The 17,630-nt window shown below is 65.1% G+C and carries 18 protein-coding genes and 1 riboswitch; of the genes, 5 read left to right on the top strand and 13 right to left on the bottom strand.

Annotated elements, in window-relative coordinates:
- Positions 1-43: 43 nt before the first annotated feature.
- The gene (gene urtA / locus ACZ5TO_RS14760; protein WP_464798630.1) at positions 44-1,336 is read right to left on the bottom strand and encodes an urea ABC transporter substrate-binding protein; all 1,293 of its coding nucleotides are present in this window, start codon (positions 1,334-1,336) and stop codon (positions 44-46) included.
- A gap of 205 nt (positions 1,337-1,541) precedes the next feature.
- On the opposite strand from urtA, the gene ACZ5TO_RS14765 reads away from it, so the two are divergent.
- A complete protein-coding gene (locus ACZ5TO_RS14765; RefSeq protein ID WP_464798631.1) occupies positions 1,542-4,916 on the top strand; it encodes a hybrid sensor histidine kinase/response regulator in 3,375 nt (1,124 codons plus the stop codon).
- On the top strand, positions 4,909-5,823 hold the full coding sequence (locus tag ACZ5TO_RS14770; protein ID WP_464798632.1) for a response regulator: 915 nt from the start codon (positions 4,909-4,911) through the stop codon (positions 5,821-5,823). Before ACZ5TO_RS14765 ends, ACZ5TO_RS14770 begins: the two co-directional genes overlap by 8 nt.
- Before the next feature lie 162 nt (positions 5,824-5,985).
- Here ACZ5TO_RS14770 and ACZ5TO_RS14775 read toward each other — a convergent pair whose 3' ends face one another.
- The 6 genes from ACZ5TO_RS14775 to ACZ5TO_RS14800 are packed head-to-tail and all read right to left on the bottom strand — an operon-like array spanning position 5,986 to position 10,091.
- Positions 5,986-6,261, bottom strand: coding sequence for an ABC transporter substrate-binding protein (locus ACZ5TO_RS14775; RefSeq protein WP_464798633.1), 276 nt, complete (start codon positions 6,259-6,261; stop codon positions 5,986-5,988).
- On the bottom strand, positions 6,215-6,415 hold the full coding sequence (locus ACZ5TO_RS14780; protein WP_464798634.1) for a hypothetical protein: 201 nt from the start codon (positions 6,413-6,415) through the stop codon (positions 6,215-6,217). The genes ACZ5TO_RS14775 and ACZ5TO_RS14780 overlap by 47 nt, the downstream gene beginning before the upstream one ends.
- Positions 6,412-7,242, bottom strand: coding sequence for a class I SAM-dependent methyltransferase (locus ACZ5TO_RS14785; protein WP_464800400.1), 831 nt, complete (start codon positions 7,240-7,242; stop codon positions 6,412-6,414). Before ACZ5TO_RS14785 ends, ACZ5TO_RS14780 begins: the two co-directional genes overlap by 4 nt.
- A 4-nt stretch (positions 7,243-7,246) precedes the next feature.
- Positions 7,247-8,068 (bottom strand): ABC transporter ATP-binding protein, encoded by an 822-nt coding sequence (locus ACZ5TO_RS14790; RefSeq protein ID WP_464798635.1) that lies wholly within the window; start codon positions 8,066-8,068, stop codon positions 7,247-7,249.
- Positions 8,065-9,063, bottom strand: coding sequence for a FecCD family ABC transporter permease (locus ACZ5TO_RS14795; RefSeq protein ID WP_464798636.1), 999 nt, complete (start codon positions 9,061-9,063; stop codon positions 8,065-8,067). The genes ACZ5TO_RS14790 and ACZ5TO_RS14795 overlap by 4 nt, the downstream gene beginning before the upstream one ends.
- Positions 9,060-10,091, bottom strand: coding sequence for an ABC transporter substrate-binding protein (locus ACZ5TO_RS14800; protein WP_464798637.1), 1,032 nt, complete (start codon positions 10,089-10,091; stop codon positions 9,060-9,062). The genes ACZ5TO_RS14795 and ACZ5TO_RS14800 overlap by 4 nt, the downstream gene beginning before the upstream one ends.
- A gap of 180 nt (positions 10,092-10,271) precedes the next feature.
- A riboswitch (cobalamin riboswitch) is annotated at positions 10,272-10,502 on the bottom strand.
- Between the two features lie 324 nt (positions 10,503-10,826).
- Between ACZ5TO_RS14800 and ACZ5TO_RS14805 the strand changes: the two genes are divergently transcribed.
- The 3 genes from ACZ5TO_RS14805 to ACZ5TO_RS14815 all read left to right on the top strand — a co-directional run bounded on the left by ACZ5TO_RS14805 (position 10,827) and on the right by ACZ5TO_RS14815 (position 11,695).
- Complete coding sequence (locus tag ACZ5TO_RS14805; protein ID WP_464800437.1) at positions 10,827-10,976, top strand: hypothetical protein; 150 nt, start codon at positions 10,827-10,829, stop codon at positions 10,974-10,976.
- A 128-nt stretch (positions 10,977-11,104) separates the two neighbouring features.
- Positions 11,105-11,410: a protamine-2 (modular protein) gene (locus ACZ5TO_RS14810; RefSeq protein ID WP_464798638.1), complete on the top strand. Its 306-nt coding sequence runs from the start codon at positions 11,105-11,107 to the stop codon at positions 11,408-11,410.
- Between the two features lie 108 nt (positions 11,411-11,518).
- The gene (locus tag ACZ5TO_RS14815; RefSeq protein WP_464800438.1) at positions 11,519-11,695 is read left to right on the top strand and encodes a hypothetical protein; all 177 of its coding nucleotides are present in this window, start codon (positions 11,519-11,521) and stop codon (positions 11,693-11,695) included.
- Between the two features lie 67 nt (positions 11,696-11,762).
- Here the strand turns inward: ACZ5TO_RS14815 and ACZ5TO_RS14820 are convergent, their stop codons facing one another.
- The 6 genes from ACZ5TO_RS14820 to ACZ5TO_RS14845 are packed head-to-tail and all read right to left on the bottom strand — an operon-like array spanning position 11,763 to position 17,557.
- On the bottom strand, positions 11,763-13,382 hold the full coding sequence (locus ACZ5TO_RS14820) for a dihydroxyacetone kinase subunit DhaK (RefSeq protein WP_464798639.1): 1,620 nt from the start codon (positions 13,380-13,382) through the stop codon (positions 11,763-11,765).
- A 14-nt stretch (positions 13,383-13,396) separates the two neighbouring features.
- Positions 13,397-14,392 (bottom strand): ABC transporter ATP-binding protein, encoded by a 996-nt coding sequence (locus tag ACZ5TO_RS14825; RefSeq protein WP_464798640.1) that lies wholly within the window; start codon positions 14,390-14,392, stop codon positions 13,397-13,399.
- Positions 14,385-15,482: an ABC transporter ATP-binding protein gene (locus ACZ5TO_RS14830; RefSeq protein ID WP_464798641.1), complete on the bottom strand. Its 1,098-nt coding sequence runs from the start codon at positions 15,480-15,482 to the stop codon at positions 14,385-14,387. The genes ACZ5TO_RS14825 and ACZ5TO_RS14830 overlap by 8 nt, the downstream gene beginning before the upstream one ends.
- A gap of 4 nt (positions 15,483-15,486) precedes the next feature.
- Positions 15,487-15,675, bottom strand: coding sequence for a hypothetical protein (locus ACZ5TO_RS14835; protein WP_464798642.1), 189 nt, complete (start codon positions 15,673-15,675; stop codon positions 15,487-15,489).
- Positions 15,672-16,613, bottom strand: coding sequence for a carbohydrate ABC transporter permease (locus ACZ5TO_RS14840; RefSeq protein ID WP_464798643.1), 942 nt, complete (start codon positions 16,611-16,613; stop codon positions 15,672-15,674). The genes ACZ5TO_RS14835 and ACZ5TO_RS14840 overlap by 4 nt, the downstream gene beginning before the upstream one ends.
- Positions 16,610-17,557, bottom strand: coding sequence for a carbohydrate ABC transporter permease (locus tag ACZ5TO_RS14845; protein ID WP_464798644.1), 948 nt, complete (start codon positions 17,555-17,557; stop codon positions 16,610-16,612). Before ACZ5TO_RS14845 ends, ACZ5TO_RS14840 begins: the two co-directional genes overlap by 4 nt.
- Positions 17,558-17,630: the final 73 nt, after the last annotated feature.

Consider the following 17,630-nt stretch of genomic DNA (forward strand, 5'->3'; position numbering starts at 1 on the left):
CTTGGGCCGGGATGCGGATTCGCTCTCGCGAAGCGCTGTGGGATCACGACCCCTTGCCGCCGCACTTGCCGCTGGCGACGTTGAAGTTGCCGCACTCCATGGGCTTGCGCCAATCGGCGATCAGGTCCTTGGAGTCCGGCAGGTAGTCGGACCATTCGTCGCCGGCCACGAGGCCGGGCGTCTGCCAGACCGTCTCGAACTGGCCGTCGGCCTGGATCTCGCCGATCAGCACCGGCTTGGTGATGTGGTGGTTCGGCATCATGGTGGAATAGCCGCCCGAAAGGTTCGGCACCGAAACGCCGATCATCGCGTCGAGCACGGCGTCCGTATCGGTGGTTCCGGCCTTCTCGACGGCCTTCAGCCACATGTTGAAGCCGATATAGTGGGCTTCCATCGGGTCGTTGGTGACGCGCTTGTCGTTCTTGGTGAAGGCCTTCCACGTCTTGATGAACTCGGCGTTCGCCGGATTGTCGACGGATTCGAAATAGTTCCAGGCCGCAAGATGGCCGACCAGCGGGCCGGTATCGAGGCCGGCAAGCTCTTCCTCGCCTACCGAGAAGGCAACCACCGGAATGTCCTCGGCCTTGACGCCCTGGTTGGCCAGTTCCTTGTAGAAGGGCACGTTGGCGTCGCCGTTGATGGTCGAGACCACGGCCGTCTTCTTGCCGGCCGAGCCGAACTTCTTGATGTCGGAAACGATCGTCTGCCAGTCCGAGTGACCGAACGGCGTGTAGTTGACCATGATGTCCTCGGCGGCGACGCCCTTGGACTTCAGGTAGGCTTCGAGAATCTTGTTGGTCGTGCGCGGATAGACATAGTCCGTGCCGGCGAGGACCCAGCGTTCGACGCCCTCGTTCTCCATCAGGTAGTCGACGGCCGGGATCGCCTGCTGGTTCGGCGCCGCGCCCGTGTAGAAGACGTTTCGCTGGCTTTCCTCGCCCTCATACTGGACGGGGTAGAAGAGGATCGAGTTCAGTTCCTCGAAGACCGGCAGGACCGACTTGCGCGACACCGAGGTCCAGCAGCCGAAGACGGCCGAGACCTTGTCGACCGAGATCAGCTCGCGCGCCTTCTCGGCAAAGAGCGGCCAGTCGGAGGCCGGATCGACGACGACGGCTTCCAGCTTCTTGCCGAGAAGGCCGCCCTTCTTGTTCTGCTCGTCGATGAGCATGAGCATGGCGTCCTTGAGCGTCGTCTCGGAAATCGCCATGGTGCCGGAAAGCGAATGCAGGATGCCGACCTTGATCGTGTCGTCGGCCGCGAACGCGCCGTGAAAGGCCGTCGTCGAGAGAATGGCTGCGAGCAATGCGCCGGTGGCGCGCGCCTTGATGGACATGGTCTGAACCCCTCTGTTCTTTTGACCGCAACGGGGACCTTGCCGTTGCCTGGAGCGACTATCCGCCAGCCATGTTGCGCTGCACATACGCCATTCTACGTAGGTGCCGGGGGCAAGAGGGAACCATTTGCGGCGTTGCAGCAATTCCGGGGGACCGGCATCCGTGCTAGAAGTGTCGGACGACATAGGGGAACAGCAGGACAGGATGGCCGCACGCCAGCGCATCATACCGATCCGCCGCGAATACAACCGCTGGGTCGCCGACCAGACGCTGGAGGACTATGCGCTGCGCTTTACCGCCAAGAGCGCGCGGCGGTTCTCGTCGGACCGTATCTCGCAGACCGCCATCGGCGCCATCTCCTTCCTCGCGCTGGAAGCCATCGGCGGCGCGATCACCATGTCCTACGGCACGACGAACGCCATCGCCGCCATCCTCGTCGCCGGCCTGATGATCCTATTCGTCGGCCTGCCGATCAGCCGCTATGCCATCCGCCACGGCGTCGACATCGACCTGCTGACGCGCGGGGCGAGTTTCGGCTATATCGGCTCGACGCTGACCTCGCTTATCTATGCGAGCTTCACCTTCATCCTCTTCGCCATCGAGGCCTCCATCATGTCGGGCGCGCTGGAATTGGCGCTCGGCGTGCCGCTGTGGGTCGGCTATATCATTTCCTCCGTCGCGGTGATCCCGCTGGTCACGCACGGCGTCAGGCTGATCTCGCGTTTCCAGCTCATCACCCAGCCGTTCTGGATCGTTCTCAACATCCTGCCCTTCGTCTTCATCGCCTTTGCCGACTGGGAAAAGGTCGGCCAGTGGCTCGCCTATTCCGGCCTCCATCACGCTTCCGGCCCGGCCGGCACCTATGCGCCCTTCACGCTCGTGGAGTTCGGCGCCGCCTCGGCCGTCATCTTCGCGCTGATGGCGCAGATCGGCGAACAGGTGGACTTCCTGCGCTTCCTGCCGCCGGACGGGCAGCGCAGGCTCCACCACCGCATCGCCGTCTTCCTTGCCGGCTCCGGCTGGGTGATCGTCGGCGCGCCGAAGCTCATCGCCGGCTCCTTCCTCTTCGTCCTAGCGCTCTCGGCGGGCGTGCCCTCCACGCGGGCGGCCGATCCGGCGCAGATGTATTACACCGCCTTCGGCTACATGCTGCCGTGGGACAAGGCGGCGCTCCTTCTGATGGTCGGCTTCGTGGTGGTCTCGCAGCTCAAGATCAACGTGATGAACGCCTATGCGGGCTCGCTCGCCTGGTCGAACTTCTTCTCGCGCCTCACCCACAGCCATCCCGGCCGCGTCGTCTGGCTCGTCTTCAACGTGGCGATCGCGCTGCTCCTCATGGAGCTCGGCATCTACCGCCTGCTGGAAGAAACGCTCGGCGTCTTCTCCATCGTCGCCATGGCCTGGCTCTGCACCATCTCGGCTGATCTCTTCGTCAACAAGCCGCTCGGCCTCTCGCCGCCCGGCATCGAGTTCAAGCGCGCCCACCTCTACGACATCAACCCGGTCGGCCTCGGCGCGATGGCCCTTTCGGCGCTTGTTGCGCTCACCGCCCATTTCGGCGCTTTCGGCGAGATCGCCGCCTCGCTCGCCCCCTATATCGCCGCCATCGTCGCCTTCATCACCTCGCCGCTGATCGCCCGGGCGACGGGTGGCAAATACTACCTCGCACGCAAGCCCCGCAGGAGCTGGGCTAAGCAGCATTCCATCACCTGCTCGATCTGCGAGCACCCGTTCGAGCCGGAGGACATGGCCTGGTGCCCGGCCTATGCCGCGCCGATCTGCTCGCTCTGCTGCTCCCTCGACAGCCGCTGCCATGACCTGTGCAAGCCGAAGGCGCGCTTCGACGCGCAGGTCGCCGGCGTCGCAAAGACCATCCTGCCCGAGCCAGTGACGAGCGCGCTCGCCACCCGCCTCGGCCGCTACGGCATTGCCGCCGCACTCTCCATAACCGGCATGGGCGTCATCCTCGCCATGATCGCCCATCAGGTCGGCATCCATTCGCCGGAAACCGCTTCCGTGGTGGAGCGCACCATCGCGGTCGTGTTCTTCGTCTTCGCCGTGGTCGCCGGCATCGTCTGCTGGTTCTATGTGCTCGCCCATGACAGCCGCGTGGTTGCGGAGGAAGAGTCCTCCCGCCAGACCACCCTGCTCCTCAGGGAAATCGCCGCCCACAAGAAGACCGACGCCGCCCTTCAGCAGGCGAAGGACGCGGCCGAAGCGGCCAACCGCGCCAAGAGCCGCTATGTCGTCGGTCTCAGCCACGAGCTGCGCACGCCGCTCAACGCCGTGCTCGGCTACGCCCAGGTGCTGGAACGCGACGAGAGCATCCCGCCGCAGCGGCAGAATGCGATCCGCGTCATCAAGCGCAGCGCCGATCACCTTTCCGGCCTCATCGACGGCCTGCTCGACATTTCCAAGATCGAAGCCGGCAAGCTGCAGGTCTATTCGAACGAGATCCACATCCACGATTTCCTCGACCAGATCGTCGAGATGTTCCGTCCCCAGGCACAGGCCAAGGGCGTTGCCTTCGAGCACACTCGCCCGGCAAACCTGCCGCATTACGTCCGCACCGACGACAAGCGCCTGCGCCAGATTCTCGTCAACCTCCTCTCCAACGCGCTGAAGTTCACCGATCGGGGCGCCATCCGCCTCGACGTTGCCTATCGCAGCCAGGTCGCCACCTTCACCGTCGCCGACAGCGGCCGCGGCATTCCGGAGAAGGACCTGCCGCGGATTTTCGAGCCCTTCCAGCGCGGCAGCGCCGAACATGGCCGCATGCCCGGCCTCGGCCTCGGCCTCACCATCACGCGGCTTTTGACCCAGACGCTCGGCGGCGAAATCTCCGTGACCAGCGAAGACGGCAAGGGTACGGAATTTCGCGTGCGCCTCATGCTCTCCGCTGTCGACCGGCCAACCGCCCCGAAGGACGCCGTGCAGCGCATCAAGGGCTATACGGGGCCGCGCCGCACCATTCTGGTCGTCGACGACAATGCCGACCATCGCAACCTCATGGAGGAGATCCTCCGCCCGCTCGATTTCACCGTGCTGACCGCAAAGAGCGGCGAGGAATGCCTTTCGCTGATCGAAGGCCTGAAGCCCGATCTCTTCCTCCTCGACATCTCCATGCCCGGCATAAGCGGCTGGGAGCTGGTCGAGCGGCTGCGCGCACTGGGCCAACCCGGCCCGGTCATCATGCTCTCGGCCAATATCGGCGACGGCCCGGCGACCCATGCCGGCCACAACGACATGCTGGCAAAACCCTTCGACCTGCGCCAGCTGACCGACAAGCTCGCCCTCCAGATAGGCCTCGACTGGATCTATCATGGCGAGGCGAAGCCGGCCGGCACAGGAAACGCCGGCATCGTCATCCCCGCCGAAGACCAGGTGCTGGAGCTCATCCGCCTAGGCGAGATCGGCTACGTGCGCGGCATCGAGGCGAAGCTCGCCGAAATCGCCGGCACGCCGGAACACCTGCCCTTCGCCGAGGCCGTACGCGCCTATGTTCAGGCTTTCGACCTTACCGGCTATGATGCCTTCCTGAAAACCATGGACCGGAAAGAAACCGCCCCCCGTGACTGAGACAGCCACCCCGCGCGACATCGTTCTCATCGTCGACGATTCCCCCGAGGCTCTCGGCTTCCTGACGGAGGCGCTGGAGCAATCCGGTTTCTCCGTGCTGATCGCCACGTCCGGCGCCTCGGCGCTCAACATCGTCGGGCGCATCACGCCCGACATCATCCTGCTCGATGCCGTCATGCCCGGCATGGACGGTTTCGAAACCTGCCTCAAACTGAAAGCGGATCCGGCCGTCAGCCCCGTCCCCGTCGTCTTCATGACCGGCCTCACCGAGACCGAGCATGTCGTACGCGCGCTGGAGGCCGGCGGCGTCGACTATCTCACCAAGCCGATCAATATCGACGAACTGCGCGCCCGCATCCGGGTGCATCTCACCAATGCCCGCTCGGCCCAGAGCGCCCGCGTGGCGCTCGATGCGGCGGGCCGGCATCTGCTTGCCGTGAGCGGCAAAGGAAAGATCCGCTGGTCGACGCCGCAGGCAACGAGGCTCGTCAACGCCGCGACCGGCAACGACGAGGGGCTGGATGTCGTCTCCGCTCATATCGGCCGCTGGATGGCGATGCGCGATGCAACGCGCGAAACGAGCTTCGCCATCCGCCAGGCGGGACAGGCGAGCCTGCAGCTTTCCTTCCTCGGCAGGATCGACGCGGATGAATTCCTCTTTCGCCTCACCGCCGAAAACCCCATGTCCGATGACGAGATCCTGCGCCAGCATTTCTCGCTCACCCAGCGCGAATCCGAGGTCCTGCTGTGGATCGCCAAGGGCAAGTCGAACCGCGATATCGGCGAAATCCTCGGCCTCAGCGCCCGCACGGTCACGAAGCATCTTGAGCAGATCTACGTCAAACTCGGCGTCGAAAACCGCGCCTCCGCGGCGGTAAAAGCCGCCCATGTGCTGCATGAGACATAGCGGGGGTCTCGAACGCGCCTTCGCGCTGATGCTGAACTGGCGAATTCGGCTTCGGCTTGCGGCCGTGTCGCGTCGAATTGAAAACTGCCCCTGACACGCCCTCAGCGGCTGACAAAGCCGCCAAATTCCGAACCAGAGCCAATCGCATATTGGGCGATTGTACTATCGGGCGAGGCCAAAGCGTTCGAGGCCGTCGGCGAGAATCTCGAGGCCGCGGATTGTACGTATGGTCGGGTCCATAAGCTGGACCTTCATCTCGACAATCCGTCCCTGGCGTACGGCATCCATGTTGCTCGCAACCGGGTCATTCTTGAGAAAATCGAGCTTTGCGGCGAGATCGTCGCCTTCGAAGCGCCGCCGCGTCATGTCGCCGGCGACAATCAGGTTGGGGTCAGCTTTGGCGATCGTCTCCGGAGTTCTGGCCGTCGGCAACCGCACGCGACGGCGCCTTGTCGAATGTCAGCGTCCGGCCGCAATTCTCGATCGAGAACGGATATCGGGTCTCCTGGCCGGCGCCGGCCGACGACGCGCTGCAGAAGAACGTGGCGGAAGCGGCCAGGGCCACTGAAACGAATACGCCGGCTTTGTTCACGACGAGCGTCCTTCTGCTTGCGGGAGGGCGTTCAGGTCCGGGCCGTCGATGTGGCGGGGGCGAGATGCCGTCAGGACAAAGCGCCGGTAGAAACGCGTCCGCAACCTGTTCCTGAGATCGGCATTGCGGCGCTGCGCGGCCGCAATCGGCCGGTGGGAGGGAAAGCGGATATCCGCAAAACCCGCGGCGGCAACGAGAGGCTTCACGCGTTCTGCGGTCAGCCCGTCGCTAAATGGCAGGCGGGTCATGATATCCGCATGCTTCTCGCTCATGGCCCCGTCGTAATAGGGGTCATGGCCGATGAAGCGCTCGATCGCACGGACCGCCAGGCTCGCAATCCGCCCGATCGGCGTCGGCTTTGTCCAGTCGCCGTCGAAGACCAGCAACGTTCCACCGGGCTTCAGCACGCGGAACCAGTCCGCAAGCGCCTGCTCGGGTTCCGTCAGCGTCCAGACGAGATGGCGGCAGATCACCGCGTCATAGGCCTGGTCGAGTTCCATCGTCCGCTCGGCATCGGCCAGGATGAAACGGGCCCGCGCATTGCCGGCGTGCTTGGCGCGCGCCACGCCGAGCATCGCTTCGGAAAAATCAAGCGCCGTCACCTCATGGCCGAGGGAAAGCAGGACGTTGGTCACCTCGCCGGTACCGCAGGCAAGTTCCAGCACCCTTTGCGGCGCCGGGCCGATTGCCTGACGCACGGCCGCCGCCCAGGCGTCCAGTTCCGGGCCCGGCGGGATGCGGTGGCCGAATGCGAGGTCGAAGGTCGCCGAGCGCCGCGTCCAGTATTCCCGGATGTCTTCCTTCAGATCGCGATTGCGCATCTCCATCGGCCTAGGCCCCCATGGCGGAAAGGGTTCTGCGCCCCTGTGCACGCGGCGCGCGCCTCTGCGTCCGCGGCGTCAGGAAGCGGATGTTGCAGATGCCTCCATCGTCCTGCTCGATCTCGACATCGACGCCGAACACCGTGCGGATGCGCTCCTCCGTCAAAACCTCCCGCGGCTCACCGAGCCCGGCAAGGCGGCCTTCCTGCAGCACCGCGATCCGGTCGCAGAACAGGGCCGCATGGTTGAGATCGTGCAGAGCTGCGACGACCGTCAGCTCCTGTTGCCGCACCAGATCGAGCAGGCCGATCTGATGACCGATATCGAGATGGTTGGTCGGCTCGTCGAGCAGCAGGATTTCCGGCTGCTGCGCAAGCGCGCGGGCGATGTGCAGGCGCTGCCGCTCGCCGCCGGACAGGGTGTGCCAGGATCGGCCCGCCAGATGCGCCATGTCGACATCCTCCAGCGCGCCATCGACAATCCGGTCGTCTTCGGGCGACCAGGGCGACAGCGCGCCGAGGTAGGGTGTGCGGCCAAGTTCGACGGCTTGCCGCGCCGTGATGCGCTCGCCGGTTTCCGCCTGCTGTTCGACAAGGGCCAGGCGCCGTGCGACGGCGCGCCTGCCGAGCAATCCGATCGGCGCGCCATCGAAGAGGACGGAGCCGGATTTCGGGGCGCGGATGCCTGCAAGAAGCGACATCAGGCTCGTCTTGCCGGAACCGTTGGGGCCGATGATGCCGAGGAACTCGCCCGTCTCCACCGTGAGGGAGACGTCCTTGAGAATTTCCGTCCCCCCGGCGGCCCAGGAGACGCGTTCGGCAGAAAGTGTCATGCCCGGGTTCTCCTTTGTCCAAGAATAAGTGCGAAGGCCGGCGCGCCGACAAGCGCGGTGATGACGCCGATCGGCAGAACCTGTCCGGGAATGAGCGTGCGCGACAGGATGTCGGCGAAAATCATGAAGACCGCGCCGCCCAGCGCCGAGGCCGGAAGCAGGACGCCGTGGCGAACGCCCACAAGAATGCGCGCGGCGTGCGGGATAACGAGGCCGACGAACCCGATCGACCCGACGATCGAGACCATGGCGGCTGTCATCATCGCCGCGGTGCCGACGAGGACCAGATAGGTCCGGCGGACGGAAATCCCGAGGGAGGCCGCAGACTCGGAGCCGAAAGCGAAGGCATCGAGTGCGCGTGCATGAAGAAGGCAGACCACGAGGCCGGCGAGCGCCGCCGGCACCGCCAGCCAGGCATCCGGCCAGCGCACGCCGGAAAGATTGCCGAGCAGCCAGAACATGATGCCGCGCGCCTGCTCCGCCGTCGCCGCCTTCGTGACGATGAAGGACGTGAGTGCGTTGAAAAGCTGTGAACCGGCGACACCGGCCAGAATGATCGCCGCCGTACCGCGCCCCGCTTTCAACGCCAGAACGCTCACCAGTGCGAAGGCGACGACAGCGCCCAAGAAGGCGCCGAGCGGCATGGTCAGGAAGCCGGCGCCGATACCCAGAATGGCGACGCCGACGGCGCCGGTCGAAGCACCGGCGGAAATGCCGAGGATATAGGGATCCGCCAGCGGGTTGCGCAGCAGCGATTGCAGCACGACGCCGCAAAGCGCGAGCGCCGCTCCGCAGGAGGCCGCGACCACGGCGCGGCTCAGCCGGTAGCTCCAGACGATGCCCTCGTCGATCGGCTCCAGCGGATAGCCCGCATCCCACAAGCGGTTCGCGATCGTCTGAACGACGGTGGAGAACGGAATCGCCGTTTCCCCGATTGCCGCGCCGAACCAGAGTGCGGCGAAAAGAACGACGAGCGATGGGGCTGCGCGGCTCACTGGGCGAGGCCGGCTTTGGCGATGCTGTCGGCCAGCAGTTCAATGCCTTCGATCGTGCGGATCGTCGGGTTCATCGCCTGCGCATCCATATCGAACACATAGCCTTTGGCGACGGCCGGCATCAGGCTGGCCACGGGGTCGGACTTGAGAAAATCGAGCTTCGCCTCGAGGCTGTCGAGCGGGTAGCGCCGCCGCTCCATCGACCCGGCGACGATCATCGTCGGGTTTGCCCTGGCGATGGTTTCCCAGCCGACAGTCGGCCATTCGTCATCCGTCTTGATGATGTTTTCGATGCCGAGAGCCGACATGATGTATCCCGGCGCACCGTTCCTGCCCGCGACGTAGGGATCGGCATCCGCGGCGCTCGAGAACCAGAAGACCGCCGAGAGCTTTCCCTTGGCCGAAGCAACCTTGGCCCGGGCCGCCGCCTCTCGCGCCTTCAGGTCCGCGACGACGGCCTCGCCCTTGTCCTGGACGTTGTAGATTTCCGCCAGCTCGCGGATCTCCCGATAGACGAGGCCCATGGTGAAGACCTGATGGCGCACGCCGTCGCTGGCGGCGGAGTTTTCCTTGCCGACGCAATCGGACGGCGAGGTGTAGACCGGGATACCCAATTCCTCGAACTGCTCGGGCTTGGCCACGACCCCTTCCGGGCCGACCTGCCACTGGAATTGAACGGTGACGAGGTCCGGCTTCCTGGCGAGCACGCTTTCGAAGCTCGGATCATTGTCGGCCAGGCGGTCGATCCTGGCGTTGACCTCCTCATAGCCCTTCAGGACCGGCCCGACCCAGAGCGCGGTGCCCGCGACCTTGTCGGCAAGGCCGAGAAGATAGAGAATTTCGGTGCTGCTCTGGCCGATCGACACGGTCTTCGTCGGCGCCTTGTCGATGGTGATCTGGCGGCCGCAATTCTGCAGGGTCAACGGATAGGCGGTCTCGGCGGCCTGCACGTGACCGGCAAGGATGGCGGTTGCCAGCGACGCGAGAAGGAAGCCCGCTCGAAGCGACGTCTTGAAAAGCGATATCATGATTTTTCCCCGAATACGGATTGAAAGCCGAGCAAGGCGGCACGGCCAAGCGAAGGACGGTCAAGCCGCCCTTGCGATCGAACGATCCACGGATTGGGGAAAAGGCGGCGTCGGTCGACGCCGCGAGGCGCTGGTGATCTTCATTGCATGCTCCTGTTCCGGGCTTCCCCGCCCGTGACGATGGATCGATGGATGACGGCAGGTCTCCTGGCTTACGGATATCCGCTGTCCATCTGCCTTCCCGCGCGGATCGCGCAGTGGCATGGCGCTATGCGCCACAAGGATGGACGGCAATCCGCTTACAGTTGCGGGGGCAGCCACGGTTTTGGTCCCATGCGGGTCGTCCGCACCGTGTTCCCTATTATTCCCCTCCGCCTCATGGGTAGGGGAACCGTCGCGACCAGTTAATTGAGAAGCTGGCGGCAGGTCAAGGCCGGACATGAAACCGCCGCGGAGGCGCGTCCATCGCTTGGTGGTGCGTGCCCTGTCGACGACGCTCGCCGTCCCGCGCGCCGGCGGGTTGATGAAGCTGCGGCTCATGGCCGCTCCGGGGTTGACAGCATTCGCTTTGTGACGTTATTACGTTCCAAGAATTTATGTAATGTAATAACGTTAATTCCATGGAGAGCAAGCCCCGATCATCCGTTCAGTTCGGCTTCGATCGATTCGGAAGGAAAGCCGTGCTGCGGCAGGCAAACCGCCTGCGCATTCACACAACAACGTCCGCGGCTGGCGGTGGCCGACGGCAAGGTCGCCATCACCGATCCGCGCCATTCGCTCGTCCGCCTCGTCGATCCTGAAACGCTGGAGGAAACGGGCACGATCGCCGTCGAAGGCCGGCCCTTCGCCATCGTCGCCGTCGGAGGCTCCGGCGCTTCGCACTGAGACCGCGCCGGGACCCGGAGCCAAGAAGCGGCTCCGGGTCCCGTGCCCATCCATCGTAGAGCCATTCAGGAACCATTCAGGCTCTTCTTCGTTCAATCGCCAGACGTGGCGCAAAATTGGAGGAGAGCATGGATCGGCGATCGTTTCTGACCGGATTGCTTGGACTGGCCGGCACCGCGGCCTTGGCTTCGGTAGTCAAACCGGAAATCGTGCAGGCTGGCATCGTCAACCCCGGGGACATCGGCTCCGGGAGCGGCATTCTGGGCGACCTGGAAGGCTCCGAGCCGGATGTAGTGGATGTCCGCCATCGCCGCGGACATTGGCACCGGCATCATCGCCACCATCGGCGCAGGGTGTGGCGCCGCGTATGCCGCCGTGCCCGTATTCACGGCCGCTGGCACCGTCGCTGCTGGCGCGAGCGCGTCTGGATCTGAGCTCCGAGATCCGGCTCAGAACGGTACATCTCATCAGAAGCTCGACGAAGCACAGCATACCGCCGCGGGCAAGGAACATTGAAGGCCGAAATAGCCGACGGTGTTCCGGTGGATGCGCAAATCCAACTGATCGGGCGGCAGAACCTCTTTCCGACCATCAACGTGATGCTGTTCCACATGGCCGGCTACGCGCGCGTCAGTCCGCGGCTCGACTTCCGCCCGACCATCGCCACCAACAGCGAACTCCAGCTCGCCCGCATCAAGTTCGTCGATCAGGTTCGCTAGGACAGGCGCAGCGTCTTTCATTCCATCCCGGCCGCAGTATCGGATCAGCGGCCGGGATGTTCGTATTTCACGTTGCAAGATGCTCGAAGAGGATGGCCACCGCTTCGGCGCCGGGATCGACATGGCCTTCAAGCTGCCTGGCGTTGACATAGGCGGCGCGGCCGGCTTTTGCGCGGGTGAGGGTCGCGGTGAAGTCCGCGCCTTTCCGGGCCGCCGCGGCGGCGGCGGAAAGGCTCTCGCCGAGCGCTTCGAGGGCGGGCGCGAGCGCATCGACCATCGTGCGGTCGCCGATGCGCGCGCCGCCGATTTCCTGCATGCGGGCAAGGCCGGCAAGCAGCGCCTCGCGCATCGGCAGGCCGCTCGATGCGCCGTCGCCGGCCGCAGCGAAGAAGATCGCGAGCAGCACGCCGGAAGAACCGCCCATCGTCTGGCTCAGCTCCTGACCGATGGCACGCAGGAGCTGCGTGTGGTCGGAGAGCGGCAGGCGGTCGAGGGCGCTGATCAGCGCGCGGGCGGCGCCTGCCAGCGTCGAGCCGGTATCGCCGTCGCCGGATTTGGCGTCGAGCGCATTGAGGCTGGGCTCGGCGGCGATCAGGACCTTGCAGCAATTGACGATGAAGGCGCGCGTCGTCTCATGGTTCGACGGCATCGGCGTGATCGGCGTCAGGCCGTCCGGCAGCGCCGCGACCGCGATCGGCCGGACCTGCGAGACGCCGGGCCAGGCGGCAATCGGCACGGGGATTTTGAGAAGCGCCAGCTCACCCGCCTCGGCGGGGAAGACGGAGACCGAAAAGCCCTGCATGTCGAGCGAGGTCATCAGCGGCGCGGGCCCGATGGCATGGGTGATCCTGCCGCCGATCGCAGAGCCGAGGAGGTCGTGGGCGAGAACCGACATCTCCAGGACCGACGCACCGCCGAGATTGTTGATCAACGCGACATGCGGCCCCTCGCCCATGACGGCGGAAAGCCGCTCCGCCATGGTGGCGACCGCCGCCCGCGCGCCGGCGAAATCCACCTGTTCGACACCCGCCTCGCCATGGATGCCGAGGCCCAGCTCGGCCTTGCCTTCGGGAATGCGGTCCTCCTTCGGCGAGCCGGGCACGCGGCAGGTGTCGAGCGACATGCCGATGGAGCGAGTGCCGGCGATGACGCGCCTGGCCGCCGCCGTGACCGTATCGAGATCGGCGCCCTGTTCGGCAAGCGCGCCGGCGATCTTATGCACGAAGAGCGTGCCGGCGACGCCGCGGGCCTGCGGCAGGTCCGGCAGCGCGATGTCGTCGCCGACGATCACCATCGAGACATTGAGGCCGAAGGCGCGCGCCCGCTCGGCGGCAAGGCCGAAGTTGAGCCGGTCGCCGGTGTAGTTCTTCACGATGAGGAGACATCCGGCCGGGCCCGTCACCGCCAGGATGCCGGCGAGCACGGCATCGACGCTGGGCGAGGCGAAGACGTCGCCGCAGACCGCGGCGGTCAGCATGCCCTTGCCGACGAAGCCGACATGGGCCGGCTCATGGCCCGAACCGCCACCGGAGACGATCGCCACCTTCGACCTGTCCCAGTCGCTGCGCAGGACGACGCGGATATGCGGATAGCCGTCAAGCCGCGTCAACGCGCCGCCCGAAAGGGCCAGGACCCCGTCGATCGCCTCGGTGACGACATCTTCGCGCGTGTTGATGAATTGCGCCATGGTTGCTGTTCTCCCTAAACTAAACGCAGGCCCGCGGCATCGAAAAAGAGCGGCCGCGACGGTTGGATCCGGATGGTCTCACCGCCCCGGAGCGGCGTGTGGGCGTCGGTGACGGTGATGAGGTCGTGCCGCTTGAACGTGAGGTGCAGGCGCGTCTGGTCGCCGAGATGCTCGACGCGCTTGACCAGCGCCTCCTCGCCCTCGCCTTGCGCAATATGCTCCGGGCGAAGGCCGATGCTCTTCGCCCCCGCCGGCGCGCCGGCGAAGAGATCGGCCGGCAGCACGTTGATGCGCGGCTGGCCGAGGCGGGTCGCGGCATAGATGCTGACGGGCTCTTCGTAGACCTCGCGCGGCGAGCCGAACTGCACGAGCCTGCCTTCGTTCAGCACGCCGACATGGGTCGCCATGGTCATCGCCTCGATCTGGTCGTGGGTGACGTAGAGCAGCGTCGCGCCGGATTTCGCCTGGATGCGCTTCAGTTCGATGCGCAGGTCCGCGCGGAGCTTCGCATCGAGCGAGCTCAGCGGCTCGTCCATCAGGAATATCCTGGGATCGCGCACCAATGCGCGGCCGATGGAGACGCGCTGCATCTCGCCGCCCGAAAGCGCCGTCGCCTTGTTCTCCAGCTTGTGGGCGATCTGCAGGACCTCGGCGACCTCCCGGACCTTCCGCTCGATCGCCGCCTTCGGCGTCTTCAGGAGAGGCGATTTCAGGGGGAACTCCAGGTTCTGGCGAACGGTGAGGTGCGGATAGAGCGAATATTGCTGGAACACCATGGCGACATTGCGCTCGGCGGGCTGAAGGCCCTTCATCGGCCGGCCGTCGATGTAGACCTCTCCGCTGTCGGGAACGTCGAGGCCGGAGACCATGCGCAGCGTCGTCGTCTTTCCCGCGCCCGTCGGGCCGAGCAGGACGACGAAGGAGCCGTCGGGCACCGTCAGCGAGACATCATCGAGGGCGACCGTTGCGCCGAACCGTTTCGTCACGTTTTCAAGCACGACCTCAGCCATGGGCGAGCACTCCTTCATTGCCCTCGGAAATGAGGACCTTGCCGTTTTCCGCATCGAAGAGCGAGAGGGTGCGCGCGTCGAAATCGAGGCCGACCAGCTCCTCCTCGCGCACCGCCTGCCCCGAGGAGATACGGGCTTTGACGTCGCCGTGCTCCGTCGAAAGGGTGACGATCTGCGTCGTGCCGAGATATTCGACGGCGCTCACGCGGCCGCGATAGGGGGCGTCGTCGCGGAACGTCACATGCTCGGGGCGAACGCCGAGCGTCAGGCGGCCGGCGCGGCCTTCCCGCGCGGCGGGTACGTGGACCTTTGCCCCGCCGAGCTCGACGCTGTCGCCGCCGATGCCGATCATGCCCTCGAAGTCGAGAAAGTTCATCGAGGGCGAGCCGATGAACTGGGCGACGAACTTCGTCGCCGGCCAGTCGTAGATCTGCTGCGGCTTGCCGAACTGCTCGACGACGCCATGGTTCATGACGACGATCTTGTCGCCCATCTGCATGGCTTCGAGCTGGTCGTGCGTGACATAGACGGTGGTGGCGCCCATGCGGTCGTGCAGCGCGCGCAACTCCTCGGCCATGTGCTCGCGGAACTCCGCGTCGAGCGCGCCGAGCGGCTCGTCCATGAAGAAGGCTTTCGGCCGGCGCACGATGGCGCGCCCAAGCGCCACGCGCTGGCGGTCGCCGCCGGAAAGGCCGCCGACGGGTTTGTCGAGAAGATGCTCGATCCTGAGGATGCGGGCGACGTCCGCGACGCGGGCATTCACCTCCTCGCGCTTCATGCCCTGGCTGACGAGCGGATAGGAGATGTTCTTGCGCACGTTCATATGCGGATAGAGCGCGAACATCTGGAAGACGAAGGCGATGTCGCGCTGGCTCGCCGGCTTCATGCCGACCTCCTCGCCGTCGATGAAGATCTCGCCGGAGGTCGGCAGTTCGAGGCCCGCCATCATGCGCAGCGTCGTCGTCTTGCCGCAGCCGGAGGGGCCGAGCAGCATGAAGAACTCGCCGTCCTCGATGGTGAAAGTGGAGGAGCGGACGGCGGTGAAGGCGCCGAACTCCTTGCGTACGTTCTGGATCCTGATTTGCGCCATCGGCCTACTCCGGAAAATGGCTGACGATGATGAACATCACCGTGCCGAGGAGGGTTACGACGAAGGACCAGGAATAGAGCGCGAGCGCGAAGGGCTGCATGAGCATGACGACGCCCGCCGCGATCAGCACCGAGGCCAGCATTTCCCAGGCATTGCGCCGGAAATGCAGGAGGCCGTTGAAAAATCGTGTCATTTGCGGACTGCTCCGAAGGTGATACCGCGCAGGAGATGCTTGCGCAGAAGGATGGTGAACACCATGACCGGCACGAGGAAGATCGTCGCGCCGGCGGCAACGGCGGGCCAGTCCTGGCCGCTGACGCCGATGATGGTGGGAATGAAGGGCGGGGCCGTCTGGGCATTGCCGGATGTCAGCAGCACCGCAAAGGCATATTCGTTCCACGCGAAGATCAGGCAGAAGATCGCGGTGGAGGCGATGCCCGTCGCCGCCTGGGGCAGCACGACCTTGTAGAAGGCCTGGAAGCGGGTATAGCCGTCGATCAGCGCCGCCTCCTCGTATTCGACGGGGATCTCGTCGATGAAGCCCTTGAGCAGCCAAACGGAGAGCGACAGGTTCACCGCCGTGTAGAGCAGGATCATGCCGGCATGGGTGTCGCTGAGCCCGAGCGAGCGGAACATCAGGAAGATCGGGATGGCGACGGCGATCGGCGGCATCATGCGCGTCGAAAGGATGAAGAAGAGAAGATCGTCCTTCAGCGGCACCTTGAAGCGCGAGAAGGCGTAGGCCGCCACCGTCCCGAGCACGATGCAGAGCACCGTCGAGCCGAAGCCGATGATCACCGAATTGGTGAAGCGCTCGGCAAAGCGCGAGGGTCCGGAAATGACGAGCCCGTCCTTGCGCACCAGCTTGTCGTACCAGTTCGTGGGCTCGCCGAGCGCCTGCAACTGCTCCTGCGAAAGCCGGGTGCGCGTGGTGAAGACGTTGACGTAGCCCTCGACCGTCGGCGTGAAGAAGGTTTTCGGCGGATAGGCGATGGCGTCGGAGGGCGTCTTGAAGCCCGTGGCGATGATCCAGATGAGCGGCAGGATGGTGATCAGCGCGTAGCCGACGACCAGGATGCCCGCGACCCATTTCTGCCGCAGCGACGGTTCGGTGACGGAATAGCTGCTCATCGTTGTTTCACCTTGTTGAGCGCCTTGACGTAGATCGAGGCGAGGCCGAAGACCGTGACGAAGAGGATGACGGCATAGGCAGAGGCATAGCCGGTACGCCACTTCTCGAAGGCCTCGCGCTTGAGGTTGATCGAGGTAAGCTCGGTGATCGAGCCGGGGCCGCCGCCGGTGAGCTGCACGACGAGGTCGAACATCTTGAAGTTCTCGATGCCGCGGAAGAGCACGGCGAGCATCAGGAAGGGCAGGACGAGCGGGATGGTGATCGTCCAGAACTGCCGCCACCTGCTGGCGCGGTCGCATTCGGCCGCCTCGTAGATGCTCGGCGGAATGGAGCGCAGGCCCGCAAGGCAGATCAGCATGACGAAGGGCGTCCACATCCAGGTGTCGACGATGATGATCGCCCAGGGGGCGAGCGCCACGTCGCCGATCATCGAGAAGCTGGACGGGTCCGCGCCGGTCAGGAAGCCGACCGCATAGTTGAAGAGGCCGATCTGTGGCTGGTAGAGGAAGGTCCAGAAGTTGCCCACCACCGCCGGGCTCAGCATCATCGGCAGCACGATGATCGTGGTCCACAGGTCGTTGCCGCGGAACTTCTTGTTGATGAGATAGGCAAGCGCGAAACCGATCAGGACCTGAAGCACGATGGTCCAGATCAGGAAATGCGCCGTCGCCTGCATGGTCAGCCAGATATCCCGGTCGGACAGGATATTCAGGTAGTTCTTGAGGCCGACGAATTCGACCGCGGCATTGGGCCGGTTGACCCGGAAATTGGTGAAGCTCAGCCGGATCGTCCAGATGAGCGGGAAGATATTGACCGCCAGCAGCAGCACGATCGACGGTGCGACGAAGAGCCAGGCGAGCGCGCGGTCGGACAGGCCACGCATACGTCCGGCGATGGCATGCGGCGTCGCCTCGGCGACCCGGTCCATGGATGATTTCAGCATTGATAGTCCCCTATAGCAGCATGGGCGGCGGCAGAGCCGGGGCAGTTCCCCGGCTCCGGCCGCGCCGTGGCCC

The organism is Shinella sp. Sh6, from assembly GCF_055392685.1.